The following is a 20,569-nucleotide window of genomic DNA, read 5'->3' as shown; positions in this document are numbered from 1 at the left end:
TAATGTTATTTAAAATAAGTTATAAACTAATATTATCAGGGGGTTTAAAATGGATAAACTTAATCTAAGAAAGTATGTTGATAAGTTTTTCGATGATTTGGTCCTTTATGATGACTATAACAACGGCCATCATTACGAAGATTTATTGAAGGCAGTAATAGACGTATTTTTTGATGTTGAAAATACTCACAATGCATATGAGATTTATAGGACTTTTTTCATGATTTATCAGATTACGGCTGAAGACAAATCCTCAGAATCGGACAACGGTTCAATTACAAAAGAGAAGAACACCCTTCTTAATCTAGTGGACACAATGAGGAAGTATGAGGAAGGTACTGGAGATCTGATTGACAAGCAAAGGGATCATTTTATCCACTCCGTTAATGTGTTCCTATTGGGGCTTGCGGTTTATGCCCAGAATAAAAATTACCGGAAGTTCTTCAAGCAGTATGTCCTGAGAAGTCCTTATGAGAAGTATTACAAGATTGACGGTGAATTTTCCCATGAGGAGTTCCTCTATCGCTGGGGAATAGCATCTCTATTTCATGACATAGGGTATCCTGTTGAGATTATAGGAAAGCAGCTGAGAAGCTTCATTAATGATGGCATGAAAACCATTTCAAGTTCCTATGATGCCGACACAGCAATTGACTTTAAGGACTTCAATGAGTTCAATTCAATCATTAAAAAGGAAACGGACTTTGCAGACGACTATAATGCGGTTTATCCTGAATCAAAATTCCTCAACATGTTCAAGCCGACAGACATAATGGCTCATAAGATTGCCACTGATTTCAAGTCTGTTAATATGAATGATGTTGCAAAGCACCTTGACTCATTTGTTGATATAATGGGCGAAAACGGTTTTATCGACCATGGATTTTTCTCATCCATTCTTGTTTTAAACTCCTACGGTTATCTGATGCAGAAATATGCAAAAAATCATGATTTCTTTTTCTATCCGATTGTGGACAGTGCAACTGCAATTTTATTGCATAATTATTACAGAAACGTATTGCAGAAAAAACCGTTCAACCTGAAAGGTCTGCACCCTGCCAATTCTCCTATTGCATACCTGCTGATATTGTGCGATGAGCTTCAGGAATGGAACAGAACTCCATTCGGCGTTAAGGATAAGCAGAAAAGCCATGTAAATGAACTGCTTTTAAAGATTGATGATTATGGTATGGATGTCGTGTATGTTGTCAGGGACGGGTCATTGGGACTCGGATTTTCAGAAGATAAACTGGAACTTCTCAAAGGAGTATTGTCACTTTCCAGTGTATTCGAATTGGGATTGAGGATAAAAATCAATCTTAATCAGGATAATGTAATACGTGAAATTGTTCACTCGCAGGCCAAAGAGTCAGGTATTCTGCTTAGAAACATTGAAAAATTGGCAATCAACATTCACCAGCAATATCTAAATTCAAAGAAAAATGAATATCTGCAAAGGGAAGCTGAAGGAACTCTTGATGACGATTTCATCAGTTCCTACAATAATCTGACAACTTATGAAGAGCTGTCCCCTCAGCTTAAAATAGCAAATATTCGCCAGGCAAGGTCAATTCCTGTTAAATTGGATATTATCGGATGTGAACTTGCAGAGAAGTCTGATGAAAGGGATGCAATCACTGAATTTTTGGAAGAGGAAATCCTTGATTTGGCTATTTATGAACATGATGAATGGTGCAAGGAAAAGGAAGGCACCGGATGGACTTTCGGTCCTGAAAGGGATGATGAACAATTAATCCATAATTATCTGGTTCCTTGGGATGAACTTCCTCCTGAAATCCAGCAGTATGATATCGATCCGGTCATGAACATTCCTAATCTTGTTGATAAGATAGGATATAAGATTGTACGGACAAAAGAGAGGTTGCTCACTTTTGAAATGCACAAGTTTTATGGTGGCGGCGACTTTGACAATCTTCCTGACTACATCAAGTTTTCAAACTACAAACAGACGGAAATACTCATGAAGATATTGTCCGAACTCGGATATGATATGCTTGATTTGGATTCCAAGGGTAATCCTGTGTTTTCATTCAATGAAGATGAAATCGAGTTTCTCGCCAAAAGGGAACACATGGAATGGTGCAAAGTCAAATTCAATCTTGGCTGGAGATATGACTCGGTCAAGGACGATGAGGCAATGACAAATCCTAACCTGGTCGACTGGGACGAGCTGGACTATGAGATTCAGGAGATGAATAAGAATACATTCAGAAACCTGCCACGTTTATGCCAAAATGTCGGCTTAAAGATTGTTAAAAACTAATTTTAACAATTTTCTCTTTTAGTTGAAGCATTTTTTCCGGCACAACGTTGTTAAGCTTAATAAATATCAATTACAATATATTCTAATAAGGTGTAACGATGTCTGACGATAATTTCAAAAAATACATTGATGATTTTTTCAACGATTTGGAACTGTATGATGATATAAACAACGGCCATAAATACAAAGACCTGTTACAGGCTGTCGTTTATGCATTTTTGGAAAATGAAAACTCATATAATGCATATGAAGTTTATGAAACATTTTTCATGATCTATCAGATTACTGCTGAAAACAAATCGGACCCTGACAAACAGGCGGAATCATTCATTTCAAACGAACCGAATTCCCTTCTTGAACTGGTCAAGATAATGAGAAAATATGAAAACAGCACAGGGGATTTGATTGAAAAGCAGAGGGACCATTTCATCCATTCTGTGAATGTTTTCCTTTTGGGTCTGGCAATCTATTCACAAAATTCACAGTACAGGAGAATATTCAAGGATTACATCGAGGAATCCCCTTACCAGAAATATTACAGGTTCGAAGACGAAAAAGGCAAAGTCATTGAAGTTTCCAATGAGGAATTCCTGTACCGCTGGGGAATAGCTTCACTTTTCCATGACATCGGTTATCCTGTTGAAATTATCGGAAAGCAGCTGAAGCAGTTCATCAATGAAGGTGTCCAATCCATTTCCAGGTCATATAAGGTGCAAACCGGCATAGACTTTAAGAACTTCAATGAATTCAATTCAATCCGCAAAATCAAGCCGGAATTTGCAGACCGCTACCGTGAAGAGTATCCTGAGTCAAAGTTCCTTGACCTCTTCAAGCCTACCAACATCATGGCGCATAAGATATCCAATGATTTGGAAGTCGATTTGAACATGCTTTTAAACCATCTGGACAATTTTGTTGATTATATGGGCAACAACGGTTTTATCGACCACGGATTTTTCTCATCAATTCTTGTTCTCAACTCTTACGGTTCCCTCATACAGGCAATACCTAAAAAGGATCAGGACTTCTTTTTCTATCCGATTGTAGACAGCGCAAGCGCCATTCTCTTGCATAACTATTACAGAAACATCCTGCAAAAGGCTCCTTTTGAACTGGACCAGCTTGCATGTTCCGATTCTCCTTTGGCGTTTCTTCTGATTTTATGTGATGAGCTTCAGGAATGGAACCGCAGGCCACTGGGCATCAAGGACAAGCAGAAAAACCATGTTAATGACTTGCTGATTGACATTGACAATGAAAAGATGATTGTAAAGTATGTCGTCAAGTCAGGATCACTTGGATTCGGATTTTCAAAGGACAAGGTTTCCTTCCTCAATGATGTTCTATTCATCGAAGACATTTTCGACATATTCTTCATCAAAACAAAAATCGAGCTTGGTGATGTCATAAGGAAAATAGAGCGCAGGGATGTTCAGGCTCCATATGTCCTCATGAGCAACATAGAACTCTTGGCTGCGCAAGTTCATCAGAATTATGTAAATGAAGAGAAGAAGAAGGGAAGGCTTGTCAGGGAAACATATGATGATCTCTCACCAGAATTCAAGCTATCAAACATAAGGCAGGCTAAATCCATTCCGACAAAGCTAAACATGATTGGATGTGAAATGGCGCTGCTTGATGATCCAAGACCGGAATACACATTTTCGAAGGATGAAATCATAAATCTGGCCATGTATGAGCATGAAAGATGGTGTGAAGAAAAACTGGAAAACGGATGGATATATAAATCCAAAAGAAACAATGAATTGAAACACCATCCGTCCCTGCGTGATTGGAAGAAATTGCCTAAAGCCGAAAAGCAGAAGGACATAGATTCAATTGAAAACATTCCTGCAATTTTAAAATCAATCGGATTGAAGGTTGTGGATTCCAAATTGAAGCTTCTCACTCACGAAAAGCACAAGTATTACAGCGACAAGGTAAAGGCCAAGGAATTTGATGAACTGTCTCAGGACATCAGGTTCTCAAACTATAAGCAGACTACCCTGCTGGTAAAGACATTGGGTGATTTGGGCTATAAATTGGTTTCCGTTGAGGAAGACGGTGAAGAAGTAACAGAACTGTCTCAAAAGGAAGCCACATATCTTGCCAGAAGGGAACATGAGTCATGGTATCTTGACAACATTAACTTCGGTTGGAAATACGGTTCTAGAAAGAACAAAACCAAAAAGACAAATCCTAATCTGGTCTCATGGGATGATTTGAACAATAAGGTTAAGAAACTCAATATCAGAACCCTTAAGCATCTTCCGACTTTGTGTAATAATGTAGGGTTGAAGATTATTAAACTTGAGTAAATTGCTATAATTTGCTCTTTTTAATCATTTTCGCAAAAAGGTATTATATGAAAACTTCTTAAATATTATTAGAGGGATATAATGGATATACTAACTAAATCATTGCTTCAGCTGGCAATAATAATAATCATTTTTCTAATTGTGACTTACATTGGAGTTTTCATACATAATAAAATCAAGAAATATTTGCTTAAAAATTTAGACCCTGTGGAATTTCTTCCAGAGGAGGAACTCTCTAATCTAAAGCAAATCTCCTACCTGATTTTAATGGCGTTGTGTTTCATAAATGTTCTGTATTCATTAATCTTCATTGGGGGAGATTTGATTTATTTTGTAGTGTTTGACTTTGCGTTGTCACTGTATATCGCAATTACTCTTGATAAAAGCTCATTAAAAAACAAGGTATTATTGATATTGCTGGTTCCATATGGAGCTATGGCATATATGTTGGATCACTACAGTTTGATTATGCTCATTGATTTTATTCATATTCCTGTCTTTTTATATTTCGTTAAGTTCTATTATGACAAGTTTGTTGAATACACCGATTCCAACGGGTTGAGGGTAACAATAACATTATTGTTTGTTATAATATTCGTTAGCTTTTTTATCACTCAATTTGTTGAAGGAGTAAATCCTCTGGACTCTCTTGTAATGGTTTCTAATGCATTTACAAGTAACGGATATGCCATTTTGGGAAATTCTATTGTAGGAAAAATAAACAGTCTTTTCCTTGTATGGGGAGGATATGTCATTTCCATTGCCGGTACAGCGACATTAACGGCTGCGCTTCTCTTGAAACATTTTAATAAACGTGTTAAGCAGCTTGAAATGATAATTGAGGATATTGGTGATAATGATGGTTGATTTGACATTTTCGCTGATGGATTTTTCAAGGGATTTCATAGTAGTGCTTATCATATTTTTAGCTATGGTATTCATTGGAAGGTATCTATTAAAGTCATTTAAGAATATTTCATTTTTCAGGTCTTCAAGATTTTTCAACATTGATGAATATCTGCCTGAAGAGGAACAGTCCACCCTGAAACAGGTTTATAATCTTATAATGGTGTTAATTCTGATAATTAATATTCTGTATCTCATTTTCGGATGGAGCAGCGAATCATTCAATTTGTTGATTTTTGACTTGATTGTTTCTCTGCTTTTGGCAATAAATTTGGATATTTCCTCTTTTAAAAGCAAGTGCATTTTGTTTCTCCTGATTCCATTCGGTTCCATTTCAGAATTATTGGTTCCTTTCAGTTGGGTCATGTTTTTTAATTTTGTTCATATTTTCGTGTTTTTATATTTCATTAAGAAGTATTACGAGAACTTTTTCAGGTATACTGAAGAGAACCGATTGGGAATAACAATCCTGCTTCTGTTTTCAATAGTCTTCATCAGTTTCTTCATAACCATTGTAGTGGAAGATGTCCCTCCTATAGATTCTATTGCCATGGTTTCAAATGCATTTACAAGTAACGGTTATTCTATTCTTGGAACATCTGGCATCGGAAAATTAAATGCAATATTCCTAGTTTGGGCAGGATTTATTTTATCTGGTGTTGCCACTGCAACGCTGACGGTAGCTATTGTGGTTAAACAGGTCAACAGGAAATTCGACCATCTGGAAGAGCTGGTGGAAAAAAACAAGAAAAGGTAAAATGAGCACCAATATAGATTCGATTACCGGAAATCCCCGAAAGGCGATTAACAGATTGGCGTTTCCAACTATTTTTTCATTGCTTTTGATGTTTTTGAATAATCTCATTGATAGTTTTTGGGTTGCAGGCATTAATGCGGATGCATTGGCGGCGTTAGGTTTCATTTCGCCTCTGTATCTTGTAATCATAGGTCTTGGAAACGGTGTCGGTGCAGGTACAAATTCGCTGATTTCAAGATATGTCGGTGCGGGCAAGTTTGACGATGCAAATAATGCGGTTATCCACTCATTTATTCTGATGGTTGTGGTGTCAATTGTCATTTTAATTGTGGGAATATTCTTTTTGGATGATTTGGTAGTGATTTTTGGCGCATCGTCTGTCAGCACATATTGCCTAAGCTATGGCCAAATAATATTTTTGCTAAACATTGCATTTCTCGCACCTAACGTAACCTCAAGCATCTTCCGTGCTGAAGGCAATGTCAGGCGTGCAACGTATCCGTTGATAGTTGCAGGCATCATTAACATAATTCTGGACCCTATCCTGATTTACGGATTTGATTTGGGCATTTTCGGAGCAGGCCTTGCAACAGTCATCGCATCATTCTTAGGTTTTCTTTGGATGCTCTACTGGATATATGTCAAAAGGGACACTTTCTTCAAGTTCACTTTTAGCCATTACAGGCGAAAACTGGAAATCTATAGGGAGATTCTTGTTGTGGCTCTTCCTGCCGGAACCGAGGAGATCATATTTTCACTTGTGGCAATCATCTTAAACTATCTGATTGTCGTAACTGCAGGCGTTAATGAGATAGCTTCATTTACAATAGCCTGGAGATTCATCTCAATTGTTTTCCTTCCGTGCATGGCAATAGGAATAGCGACAATAACGGTTTCAGGTGTGGCCTATGGTGCAAGGGATTGCGCCCATTTTGATGAAACAATCAGATACTCCACCATGTTGAGCCTGGCGATTACTCTTTTAATCAGTGTGGTGTTTTTCATCTTCGCATATCCTATTTGCGAAGTATTCAATTTCCAGGCGGGAAACCTGGCACTGGTTGATAGGGCCGCTGAAATATTGAGGATGCTGGTATTCTACAATTTCCTGATTCCTTTCGGAGCCACTGCAGCCTATGCATATCAGGGAGTCGGCGCAGGCTTCAAGTCACTTTCCCTGACAATTCTTCGTGAACTGGTTTTGAGCATGGCATTTGCTTATATCATGGGAATAACAATGGGCATGGGTGTGTTTGGAGTTTATTTGGGTGCAATCATCGGAATGAACATAGGGTCTCTTGCAGGATTTGTCTGCATCTGGATATTCAACTTGAAGTTCAAAAGACAGTGCCGAGATTCCTGTTGAATAAGATGATGATTAAAAAGTATTACTTTTTCTTTTGATTTTGCACTTTTAGTATTACTCAATAATTAAGTATTACTTTTATTTTTATCATTTATATATTAGGTATTACTTTTGGGTTAAAATATCTATCAGTATTACTTTTCATGCGATTTCAAGGATTTTAGTATTACTTTTTTTAGAAAGTTTTATATCTATTTTTATTATAAATTTATTATTTGTAGTAATAATTTTTTTAGGAAATTTGCTACAATCCTTTAAATTTAAAGGTGAATTTATATGAATTTTTTTAGAAACAAGCAAAAGATTGTACTGGTACTTTTATTGATGCTGATATTCTCCGTTTCTCTCAACATGGCTTTTGCCGAGGAAAATGTCACAGATAATATGAATCAGGATTCGGATGATGGAATCATAAAAGTTTCAGACAAGGACGTCTCTAAAAAGATTTCAACTGATGATTCTTATGAGAACATAAGCGATTCTCATGAAACTACCTTATTTATAATCAGCGATAATCCTGGAGTGAACATACTGGATAAGGCTGGTTTGGAACTTTCAGACGAAAATCAGCTGAAGAATGTGAATCTTGTTATCAGAAGCGGAGACCAGGTCAAGACAATGGAAGAGGATGAGCTGGTCGGATATCTTTCATCATGCGATGCATTCATCGGAGAGTGGATAAGCAGTGATGTAGATTCTGTCCTGACTAGCGTCATGGTAAATAACCCTGAATTGTCCAACAAGAGGATATTCCTGATTCTGGAACCTCCTTCAGGTAATCTGAACTCCGAATCAAGTTCAATAAACCTGATTCGAAACAACACCCTGAACTACAACAAGATTTTCACCGGAATCTCAAATGAGGATTTGATTGGTTATTTCAAGAATACCAAAAGAGGAATCTCCTATCCGACTGTATACGATTACATAAGCAGTTATGGTGGGGATTTCAACACTTTCCTAAACCAGCTGGTTCTCTACAAGGACTTGAACGATAAGGACAATCTGAAAAATCAGATTCTCTGCATCCTGAATTATTTGGGATTTGATGTCGATTTCAAAGAACCTACTTTTACCGGTTCCAAAAACTATGGAATCTACAGGGACAGATGGTATTCATTGGATGAGTATATTCAGACATTTTTCAACTCATCAAGGACTCGCACGGTTGGTGTTTTGGAAAGTACCATGTATATCGAATCCCAGCAGTTGCATACCTGCTATTCAATCATCGAATCTCTCGAAGCAAGGGGATATAATGTAATTCCAGTATTTGCAGCCGGAGGTTCCGCCGAACAGTTGGCAGTGATGGTTGAATCATGGACATCTGCAGGGGCAGATATCGCTGGATTTTTGGCAAATTCCTCTGACCATGATGTCTATGTTGATGCAATTGTTTCAATGGTTGCATATGGTGTAGGTGGAGAAAACTTCACAAAGGCAACAGACTTTTTTGAAGAGGTTGGAGTTCCTGTCTTTAGGGCTGTGCACTCAGATTATGTCTCAAACGAAAAGTGGGAGCTTGGTTCAACAGGCCTGACCACAGAAAAAAGTGACAAGTGGTGGCATATCACAATTGCCGAGACTCAGGGTATAATTGATGCAACTTTCATTGGAGGCGCTTCAAGTTACATTTCAAACCTTACTGGTGCAAGGATTTCCACATACATTGCACATAAGGGAAACATTGAACTTTTGGCCGATAGGATAGATTCATGGGTGGATTTGAAGTATGCGGTTAATGATGAGAAAATGATTTCAATAATCTATTACAATTATCCTCCAGGAAAGCAGAATATCGGTTCCAGTTATCTGGATACAATCAAAAGTATCTATAATATGCTTTACACTTTGAAAGATGCCGGATATAATGTTGGAGATCTGCCGAAAAATGTCTCAGAACTCGAAGACTTAATCATTGCCTGCGGTATCAATGTTGCCACATGGGCTCCAGGAGAGCTTGAAAAACTGGCCAACAGAAGCGGTGTCACTTTGCTTCCTGTTAAGGAATACACAGAATGGTATGACTCATTGGATGATATTGTAAAGATACAGGTTTCAAACGGAACTGTAGCATATATCGGTGAACTGACAAGAAGGGCGGTGGAGCTCAACTACACTGTCACAATTTCAGATACCATTGATGACTGGCTCAATCAGGTCGTTTCACTTCTTTCTGATGAAAATGCAGCCGAATCAAAAAAGGTTTTGGACAATATAGTGAACGCATTGAAAAACTATGCCAAAACTCATGATGAGTCTTATTATGAATTATATCTAAAGTATTTCGAAGAATTCAACGCTTTAAACAATTCAGGATTAAACGGATGGGGAGAAGCTCCCGGAAATGTCATGGTAGTCAACAGAAATGGTGAGGATTACTTTGTGATTCCAGGTTTGACTTTCGGAAATGTCTTCATTGCACCTGAACCTCAAAGGGGATGGGAAGCGGACATCGAAAACCTGTATCACTGTACAGCGGTTGCTCCAACACACCAATATTTGGCAGCATATTATTATATGCAAACCTATTATCCGAATGCGATGATCTTTGTTGGAAGACATGCAACCCACGAATGGCTGCCTGGAAAGGAGATTCTTCTTTCAGCAACTGATTACGGATCAGTTGTTGTCGGTGACGTTCCCCAATTGTATTTCTATATCAGTGATGGTTTGGGTGAAGCCATTCAAGCTAAAAGAAGGGGATTTGCAGTCATGATTTCACACTTGACCTCTCCAATGGCTTACACTCACTTATACGGTAACCTCACGGCTGCGGCAAATCTGATTAATGATTATCAAAATGCCAAGGACGACTCTCAAAAGGAGATGATTTCTCAAAAGTTAAGGGATTTGGTTATTGCAAATGATTATTCAACCAATCTGGGTCTTAATAAGAGCGAAGTCCAAAGCATTTCAGCCGATTCATTAATCCAAAAGGTCAATTCCTTTTTAAAGTCAACTCAAGATACCCTATATCCTTTGGGACTTCATGCCCTTGGGGAATATTGGAATGAGGCGGACATTGCAAATACCGTTGCAGCAATGCTTGCTCATGACATGGTATTGGACAATAACGGAGGCATTTTGAATTTATTCAGCGAGCTTTCAAATATATATTATTCTAAGGAATATGCTGATTTAACAGCTTTTGAAAGGGAATTCATATTGAACAAATCATATGACATCTGCAAAGCCCTGATTTATTGGGATGCAGATACTGTGGCTTCTCTTTTAATCAGTCAAAATCCTAAGTTCAACAGTACCAATCTCATTGCTTGCCTTAATCTTGGAAAGACATATGTTGGCCTAATCAATGAATCCATATCTTCAGAGCTCAATTCAATGCTCAACGGATTGAATGGCAAATACATTCCAGTTGCAGAAGGAGGGGAGGTTGTTGTAAAGCCTTCAGTACTTCCAACAGGTGGAAACATGTTCCAGGACCAGTCAAGCGAACTTCCAACACAGGATGCATGGAACTATGCAAAAACCCTTGCATTGTTGACATTGGCTGACCTTAATGATACAACCGAAAAGGCCATCATGGGAATATGGTGTGTGGAAACCGCAAGGGACGACGGTGCATTGGTTTCAACAGTTCTATATCTGCTTGGAATGAAGCCAGTATGGACAGATTCATCATCTGCAGGTTTTGATGATGAAGGAAACCCTACAGGTAAAAAGGTAAGTGCAATGCCTGAAGTAATCAGGCTCGATGATTTGACAAGACCTGAAGGATGGGACAAGAAAAGAATTGACGTCACTGTAATTACAAGCGGATTGTTTAGGGATTTATACTCATCACAGGCAATTCTGATGGACAATGCATATAGGGTTGCACTTGCAAGGTCATATCTCTCACTAATCAACAACAAGACATTGATGAATGGTGAATATGGCAGTCAGTTAATGGAAGCTCTTGAAGGTGTTGTCGGTGGAATCAACTATTATGGTGTTTCAAACGAAGCATTAAGTGACAATTATGTTGCCCAACATTGGATTGAAGATTGCATTTATTACTTAAGTATCGGTTATAATTCGACATATGCTGGTGAATGTGCAATAACAAGAATATTTGCACCTCCTAACGGGGATTATGGTGCGGGAATATCAAAACTGGTATCAATGTCATGGACATGGAACGATACAGATGAGCTTGCCCAATTCTACCTTGGCAGGATGGGAAATATGTATTCCAAAAACTACTGGGGTGATACAAACTCATTGGTTTTCCTAAGGGCACTTTCAAACTCAGATACAATAATCACAAGCCGTAACACCAACCAATACGGTGTACTTGACAACGATGACTTCTTCGACTATTGGGGAGGTCTTTCAATGGCTGTTGAAAACGTATCCGGCAAATCCCCTAAAATGAAAGTGTTGATGTATGCCGATAAGGATAATGCATATATATCCTCTCTCGAAGAGGTGATGTATCAGGAAATCGCTTCAAGATATGATAATCCTAACTGGATTAAAGGAATGATGAACGAAGGATACAGCGGAGCCCGTTACATGTCCAACAAGTTCGTAAGCAATTTGTACGGTTGGCAGGTAACAAGGCCGAATGCGGTTTCAGATGATTTATGGAACAGGGTCTACAATACATATTATAAGGACAAGTACGGTTTGGGAGTCAAGGACTGGCTGGCCAGTGGAAACAATGCATATTCACTTATTTCTATGAGTGGAACAATGCTGACAGCTATTCACGAAGGTTATTGGGATGCAAGCAGTTCAACCTTAAGTGACATTGCAAATACATGGGCTCAGGCAACAGTCAAAAACGGTGTTGCATGCTGTGACTGTAGCTGCGGTAACATTGCTATGATGCAATGGGCAGTTCAGTATGTGAATCCGGACATTTTGGCTCAGCTATTGCCTAAACTGTATCAGGCAACTCAAAACCCGGTATTTTTAAACAATTCCTATAACGTGCCTCCTGAGAATACTGACCCTACAAATGCGGATCCATCCACTCCTAATCCGGAGAAGGGTTCAACATCTTCATCAACAATTTCAGCAAATTCCACTACTAACAGCAATCAGTTTTCACAAAGTAATTCTGCTTCAAACGGACAGTCTGTTTCTGATGCTGGTGAAAGCAGTTCTGCTGGAGAAGTTGGAGGGGCAAATTCAAAAGGAGCTGATGTTAAAAAATCAATCGAGATTAATCCTGTCACTCAGCAGTCTGCCAGTGAAGTTGGAATGAGTCTGATTGCAGTTTTGGGAGTAATCTGTCTGATTCTCATAATAGGAGTTGGCTACTTTAGAGACAAGGACGAAGATAAAAATTCAACAAAATTAGATGAACTATTCAATGAGAATCTATAGTTCATTTTTATTTTATTTTTAAAAAAAGAGGGAAATAATGGAAGTAATTAGTTTATTATGGCAGTTGGGAATTCTGTCTGCCGTTTTAATATTTGGAATAAAATTGGGTCTGGCTACTGGACTTGCCAATATGTCTAAAAGATATCTGGCAATTGTTTCGATTGGATATGGAGGTGGAGTTTTAATATTGACTGAAATCTCTTCATTCTTTACTGCCCAGATTACTGATTTGATTTATACTTATAATTTTGAATTTTTCCTAATAATGGCAGTCATCATGATTCTGGCAGGGATTTTCACAATCAGGGAATATAAGGTATTCGAGAAAAATACCACTGCAGCCACATGCATGGCGGTTGTTGCACCTTGCCCATGCTGTTTTGGATCAATCATTGTAAGTATCATGCTGGTTGCTCCTACAGTTGGTTTGGGACTTATGAACTTAAGTGTAATTGTTGCAGTTGCATTGGTTTTAACAATAATCTTGACATATTATGCTTCAAATTACCTGGTCAAGTTCATCAATAAGCCGTATCCGATTGTACTGGGAAATTTCATGTTCTTTTTGGGAATTTACTTCCTGATATCCGCACTATTCTTACCAAACATTACTGCACTACTGCAAAATCCGATGGATGCAATCACAATCCAGTCTCCGGAATACGTTTTGGCAGTAATAGGTTTGATGCTGATGATAATGTTTTTAGGCGGATTTTACTTTAAAAATTACAGTTATTTAGATTAATGGTGATATTATATGGTAACAACAATTCCCGGAAGCGAAGTGTTGACTTCTGGATTGAATATGATTGCGCAGAGTCTGCAGATTCCGGTAATCATATTTCTTGTAATCTTTGCGTTTTTCGCTATACTCGTTTTGGGAAGTCTTATTTCAGAGTATACCTCCAGAAAGAAAATAACTCCTGATACGCTTGAAAAGCTGATTTATGCAATATCAAACGCCAACTCATCAGAGGAACTGATGAATATAATTAAGAATGCTAAGCTATATGAAAATCAGAAGGTCATTCTGGTTAAGGTCTTGCGTGCGGAGTCATTGACTGCCGATTCAAGACAGACCCTTGCACGTAAGCTGATTGAATTTGAAGAGACAAATCGTGCAAAGACAATTGAAAGAACAGACATCGTCACCCGTATCGGTCCGACTTTAGGTCTGATGGGGACTCTGATTCCGATGGGTCCGGGTCTTGCAGCTTTAGGTGCAGGTGATGTTAACACATTGGCCAGTGCAATCATTGTTGCATTCGACACTACCGTTGTAGGTATCGGTGCAGGTGCCGTCGGTTATTTCGTGTCAAAAATCAGACGCCGATGGTATGAAGAGGATCTCTCCAACCTTGACGCTTTGGTAGATGCGCTTCTGGATAAACTAAAACAATAACACTGGAGTTTTGGCTATGGTTAGGCGTAAATGTAAAAAGAGATTTTCAGAAGGCGAAGAGGACCCGATGGCAGGAACAACAAACCTTGTTGACGCAATGCTTGTAATTGCAGTGGGGTTCCTGATTTTTGTAGTGATAAGCTGGAATATGCAGAGCGTAATATTTCAGGACACCTCTCAAGACCAAACTCAGGCCATTCAGCAATCTCCCACCAACATCACTGAAGTGACTGAAGGCCAGGAGTTGAATGAGACTCCAGAGTCTTCCGAAAGTTCAGGTCAGGGTTATATGGAAATGGGAAAAGTATACAAGGACCCGTCGACGGGTAAATTGATAATGGTTGAAGGATAATATTATAGGCGATATCATGAAACATAATTCATTCATTTTTTTGATAGTGTTTGCATTCATCATGGCTTGCTCCATTAGTGCGGTTAGTGCTGATGATTTGCAGTTGACAGATTCCGGTGAAGTTTCAGGGGATGCTGATGTAGTTACGGTCAATCCCTGGAAGACCTCAGGAGAGTTGACATATGCCATTCCCTCTGAAGCCAAAGACATTAGGAATGCCGATGTTTATGTAAACATCTATAGCGGCAGTGCTCAAAGCACTTACGGTTTAAATGCTAATGTGAGCTTAAAGACCATAAACGGTGAAAAACAGATAGCAAGCGAAAAATTATGGATTGAAGACGGAAGCACTGATGGAACAATATATCCAGTAAATAATCACACATATAAATGTTATTCGGACTATCAGATGCATTACGACATAACCGATTCAGTTAAAGGATTGAATGGTTCATCTATCGCCGTTAAAGTCGATTCATTTAAAATGGATGATAAACAGTTCGATGGCAGAATCAAACTCATATCATTAATTTTGGCATATGATGACGGAGACAGCGATAAAGTTTTCTATTGGTATGATGCTACACAGAAATGGACACAGACAAACGTTGCAACTTCATTCAATACTGCCGGAGTATCAGATATTGTGGCTGCGGATTTGATAAATGTTGCCCTTTCAAGCGGTGATGGAATTTTCAAATTGAATGGAAACTTCCTAGGTGATGCTGATAAGCACGTTTCAGGAAATTATTACCAATACAACTACTGGAACGTTTTTGATAAAATAAAAGAAGGACAAAATACTCAATTGATTTCCATGGCGGGCAAAAGCGATTATGGTTCTCTTAAAACTGTTTTGACCTTCCTGAAAATGCAGTCTAAAAAAGTAGCCGTTAATGCATCACTGGAAATCGAATATGCCAATGTTGCTTATGCAGGCACTAATAATGCATTGACCATTAAACTGAATTCCAATTTTGCAGAAAAATATCTGGTGGAACTATTGGCTGATGGAATAAGAGTAAACAGCACCAATGTTGATTTGGATGGTACAAACAATGTTACACTTTTATTGTCTGACCCTACTATTCGGCCAGTTGATGAAACCACCGTAAATGGGGTCAATAATTCTAAAGTAGTTTACACTGTTAATGTGAAGTTAGGTGATGGCATTGTGGGAATCGCCAACAAGACTGTTTCCGTTCTATACAATGGTTATTTGGGAAAAGATCTGGCTTACAATGCAACATATATTGAGGATATTCAGTCTTTTGCCGTTACTGGAGGAATCATGGCGGATTATCAGGATGAATCCACTTACATGTCTGCTTCAGCATTGAGCAGAACAGACATCTGGAATATTGATTTGAATGCAACATCATCCTTACAAAAAGCGTTTGTCTATATTGCATATACCTGTGATGCGACTGGGCCGAACGGACCTTCATTTAAAGTAACATTCAACGGCAAAGCAATCGCTCCAAAATCAAGTTACAGGGACCAGTCCAATTTGGGAAATTATGCAAAATACGGATACGGTCTATTCATATATGATGTGACTGATTTGGCTAAAATTGGTGAAAATGTTCTGGTTCTAAGTAAGGAAAGCGGATTGACTGCAGTTTATCCAAGTACTCTGATTTATTTATATGATAATATTGAAAGTGAGTATATACATACCGTTTACATGTTAAATGGTGCAGACCTGTTGTCCAATTCTTACAATGATGCAGGCATAATTGTAAACGCAGCAAATCTTATAAATGCCTCTTCCAAGGATATGACTGGAGCTGAATTTGCTGTCTTTGCAGCCGGCGCTCAAGCCGGTGAAGGCAACATAATATTCAATGGAAATGAATTTGAGGATGTTTGGAACGGCACTTCCAACTCTGTCGAAATATATTCTATTGATGTTTCAGATTCACTTACAGATTCAAACGCTGTTCGCTTTGTTGCAACAGGATCTGTAATTCTGGCCTTAAACCAAATCCTCATAACAACCCAAAAGGCACCAGTTAAAGCAAGCCTGAATGCTAAAGCATTGTCCGCTACATATGATTCAGCCAAGGCATTCACGGTCACAGCTTTGGATTCAAAAAACCGTCCTATTGAAGGTTTGGAAATTACTTTAAAGGTTTTCACTGGCAGCAAATATGTCACTAAGGCCATTAAGACGGATTCAAAAGGTGTTGCAAGCTTTAAGGATGCATCAACATTGGCTATCGGAACCCATAAAGTTCAAATCACATCCTCAAATAAGAATTATGATGTTAAAGATGCAGTTTCATCAATCAAGGTATCCAAGGCTAAAGCAACTGTAAATGCACCAAAGGTAACCAATAAATTCAAAAAGTCAAAATACTTTAAGGTTACCGTTAAAAACCAGGCAACCAAAAAGGTAGTCAAAAGCATTAATATTAAATTAAAGATATACACTGGCAAGAAATATATAACTCGGACTGTTAAGACCAACAGTAAGGGCATTGCTCAGTTTAACACCAAATCTCTGAAGGTAGGCAGTCATAAGGTTGTAATTTCTTCAGGCGATTCAAGGTATACTATTAGGGCAAAAACTACAATGGTTATAAAAAAATAGGGTTTTTTCTCTATTTTTTCTATTTTTTTTAATGCATGTTGTATTTCTATGCATTTGTGGATAATGTTTAATTCATAATAATATATTTTTTACAGAGTATTACTTTTCTAGTTTATAGATTTTTAATTTTTATTACTTATTCATTCATTTTAATTGATTAGGTATTACTTTTTGCGATAAGTATTACTTTTTTTCTAATTTTTACCTAAAAAGTAATAAGAAATATTTATATTGTTATTACTACTTCAGTAATATTAAGGCTAATTTATTTAAAGTATTATATTTTTTACGATACCTATTATTTCCTTTTATTCCAGACTTTAAATAAAGTGCCGAAAGAAAAAATCGTGGGATATTATGAAAAGTAAATCATATATATTTTTATTTGTGTTGGTTTTCATGATAGTTTTCTCTCTAAGCGCTGTTAGCGCAGACGATTTACAAACTTATTCTGGCGAGGTTTCAGGTGATGTCGATGTGGCTACGGCAAATCCGTATAATACATCTGGTAGTCTAACCTATGACATTCCATCTGATGCTAAAGACATTAAAAGTGCTAATGTCTATGTAAATGTCTATTCGGGCAGTGCATCAAATTCTTATGGTGCAAATGCCAATGTGAGTTTGAAAACTGATAACGGTGAAAATCAAATAGCAAGCGAAGAGTTATGGATTGAAAATGGGACTGCTGATGGAACTGTTTATCCTGTAAATGACCATATTGACAAATGTTATTCCGATTATCAAATGCGTTATGACATTACAAGTTCTTTAAAAGGATTAAATGGTTCATCAATTGTCATTAAAGTTGATACTTTTAAAATGGATAATAAATCATTTGATGGTAGAATAAAACTCATTGCTTTAGTTCTAGCGTATAATGATGGTGATAATGATATCATTAACTATTGGGTGGATTCTACTCAAAGATGGACAAAAGGCAATGTCACTACTACATTCGATACAACTGGTTTAAAAAGTGTTATTGGTGCTGATTTAACAAATATTGCACTTTCCAGTAAAGATGGAAACTACACATTGAATGGGGAATTCCTTGGTAATCCTGATAATCATACATCAGCCAGCACTTATCAATACAGTAACTGGAACGTTGCTGACAAGATGAATGCAGAATCAAAAACTGAACTTTTATCCACAAATGTAGGATATTCACTTAAGAATGTTTTAACAGTTTTAAAAGTTCAACCTGCAGCAGAAGTCACATTCAACACTGAATACACCAGTGTTCCTACTTGTTATGCAGGTACCAACAACATTTTAACTGTCAAAGTTAAGGCTAATAAGGCTGGCAATTACACAGTACAGCTATTGGCTGACGGTGCTCCAGTAAACAGCACTGTTGTGAAACTCGATGGTAAAACTGAATCTACTGTTTTAATTAATGACCCTACAATTAGGGCCATTGATGAAACCACCGTAAACGGTGCAGATAATGTCAAAGTGAATTACACAGTCAATGTCGCTTTAGAGGGTGATGAAGTAGCTTCTGCAGAAAAAATCGTTCCTGTATTGTACAACGGTAATTTAGGTTACGACATGGAATACAACGTTACAGGTTTTGAGGAATTTTATGAAGTTGCTACAGGCGATCTTGTAATTGACGTTAAAGACGTTAGCACTTATTTAGGTGCTTCTGCAATGAACAGAACCGATGTTTGGACTATCGATTTGGAAGATGCGGAACTTGTTAATGCAATTTTAATCATTCCATATAATTGGTTCAACGCTAACAAGTATAATGAAACTGCAGACATGTTTAATGTAACATTTAACGGCGTAAGCATTAGTCCAAAATCATTATATAGGGACCAAGGAAACTTGGGCAACTACGGCAAATACGGTTACGGTGTTTTAATATACAGGGTTGTTGATTTATTAAATCTCTCAGGTGACAACACTCTTGTCTTGAATAAGAATTATCCTACTCCTGCTGTTTATCCAAGTGCTTTGGCTTACTGGTATAATGCTCCTGGCAGTTTAAAATATATAATGTTTAATTTGGGTGCTGATTTATTGTCCAACTCCAATAATGTTGCTGGCAGAATAGTTAAGTCTGACACTGATATGGACTTGGGTAATAGTACTTTTGTTGATGCTTCACTTTATGTTTTAGCCGCCAGTGCTCAAGCTGGTGAAGGTAACATTATATTCAATGGTAAGGAATTTGTGAATGTTTGGAATGGAACTTCCTCAACTACCGATTTGTTTATAGCTAACGTTACCGATGTTTTCGCTGAATTGAATAATGTTTCATTTGTAGCTACAGGCTCCACCATTTTGGCTTTACCTCAATTTATGGTAATTGATACTGGTCTTGTTGCTACCGTTGATTCAATCAAAACAGAATACACATCAGTTCCTTCCGCCTATGCAGGAACCAACAATACATTGAAAGTCACAGTATCAACTGATTTAAATGGTAATTACACTATTTGTTTACATGCTGATGGTGTTGAAGTTGATGAGGTTAATGCAACATTAACCAATGGAACTTATGAATTTTTACTGACCGATCTTACAATCAGACCAATCGATGAATCTACTGTAAACGGGGCAAACAATACAAAAGTCAATTATACAGTCTACGTCTATGCAAATGATTATTTATTAGATAAATCAGAGATAACTGTTCCTGTACTGTATAACGGTTATTTAGGTCATGATGAGGAATACAATGTCACAGGTTTCGAACAATTCCATTATGTGATTGATGGGGATGTTGTAATTGATGTTAAAGACGATAGCACATATTTAGGTTCTAAGGATATGAACAGAACAGATGTATGGACCGTCAATATCCCTGATGATTCTTATCTTAAAGAGGCAGTGGTATTTATCCCATACAATTGGTTCAATGCCAAATCCTACAATGAAACTGAAGACATGTTCAATGTGACATTCAATGGCGTATCCGTTGCTCCAAGAGGCTTCTATAGAGATCAAGGCAACCTCGGCAAATACGGTAATTATGGCTACGGTCTTTTAGTTTACAAGGTCGGCGATTTACTAAATGTCTCTGGTGATAATACTCTTGTCTTGAATAAGAATTATCCTACTCCTGCTGTTTATCCAAGTACTTTAGTTTACTTGTACAACACTCCTGGAGGCAATTTCAAAGATGTTATCTTTGCTGTTGGTATGGATTTATTGTCCAATGATTATAATAACGCTGGAAGGACAGTTGTTTCTGACAGTTATGTGGAAATGATTGGAAATGAATTTGTTAA

Annotated in this window: 11 protein-coding genes; all 11 read left to right on the top strand. The window is 37.7% G+C overall.

All coding sequences use genetic code 11. The features are described 5' to 3' along the window. Window positions 1–49 precede the first annotated feature (49 nt). A complete protein-coding gene (locus Q0W26_RS05660) occupies window positions 50–2,284 on the top strand; it encodes a RyR domain-containing protein (protein WP_298523307.1) in 2,235 nt (744 codons plus the stop codon). A gap of 98 nt (window positions 2,285–2,382) precedes the next feature. Further along, the gene (locus Q0W26_RS05655) at window positions 2,383–4,602 is read left to right on the top strand and encodes a RyR domain-containing protein (RefSeq protein WP_298523306.1); all 2,220 of its coding nucleotides are present in this window, start codon (window positions 2,383–2,385) and stop codon (window positions 4,600–4,602) included. Between the two features lie 81 nt (window positions 4,603–4,683). Further along, window positions 4,684–5,469, top strand: coding sequence for a hypothetical protein (locus Q0W26_RS05650; protein WP_298523304.1), 786 nt, complete (start codon window positions 4,684–4,686; stop codon window positions 5,467–5,469). Further along, window positions 5,462–6,265 (top strand): hypothetical protein, encoded by an 804-nt coding sequence (locus Q0W26_RS05645; protein ID WP_298523303.1) that lies wholly within the window; start codon window positions 5,462–5,464, stop codon window positions 6,263–6,265. The genes Q0W26_RS05650 and Q0W26_RS05645 overlap by 8 nt, the downstream gene beginning before the upstream one ends. Window position 6,266: 1 nt before the next feature. Continuing rightward, complete coding sequence (locus tag Q0W26_RS05640) at window positions 6,267–7,631, top strand: MATE family efflux transporter (protein ID WP_298523301.1); 1,365 nt, start codon at window positions 6,267–6,269, stop codon at window positions 7,629–7,631. Between the two features lie 276 nt (window positions 7,632–7,907). Beyond that, complete coding sequence (locus tag Q0W26_RS05635; RefSeq protein WP_298523300.1) at window positions 7,908–12,971, top strand: cobaltochelatase subunit CobN; 5,064 nt, start codon at window positions 7,908–7,910, stop codon at window positions 12,969–12,971. Between the two features lie 37 nt (window positions 12,972–13,008). Beyond that, window positions 13,009–13,716: a DUF2162 domain-containing protein gene (locus tag Q0W26_RS05630; RefSeq protein WP_298523299.1), complete on the top strand. Its 708-nt coding sequence runs from the start codon at window positions 13,009–13,011 to the stop codon at window positions 13,714–13,716. Window positions 13,717–13,728: 12 nt separating this feature from the next. Then, a complete protein-coding gene (locus Q0W26_RS05625; RefSeq protein WP_298523298.1) occupies window positions 13,729–14,373 on the top strand; it encodes a MotA/TolQ/ExbB proton channel family protein in 645 nt (214 codons plus the stop codon). 16 nt (window positions 14,374–14,389) lie between these two features. Then, window positions 14,390–14,725 carry a DUF2149 domain-containing protein gene (locus Q0W26_RS05620; protein ID WP_298523297.1) on the top strand — a complete coding sequence of 112 codons (336 nt, stop codon included), beginning with the start codon at window positions 14,390–14,392 and terminating at the stop codon, window positions 14,723–14,725. A gap of 16 nt (window positions 14,726–14,741) precedes the next feature. Next, entirely contained in the window at window positions 14,742–17,321 is a 2,580-nt protein-coding gene (locus Q0W26_RS05615) for a DUF3344 domain-containing protein (protein ID WP_298523295.1), read from the top strand. Between the two features lie 399 nt (window positions 17,322–17,720). Then, window positions 17,721–20,569: DUF3344 domain-containing protein (locus Q0W26_RS05610; protein WP_298523294.1), on the top strand; the 2,849-nt coding region annotated here is incomplete at its 3' end.

This window comes from uncultured Methanobrevibacter sp. (genome assembly GCF_947169325.1).
GTDB lineage: Archaea > Methanobacteriota > Methanobacteria > Methanobacteriales > Methanobacteriaceae > Methanocatella.
This window is presented reverse-complemented; position numbering and strand designations above follow the sequence as displayed.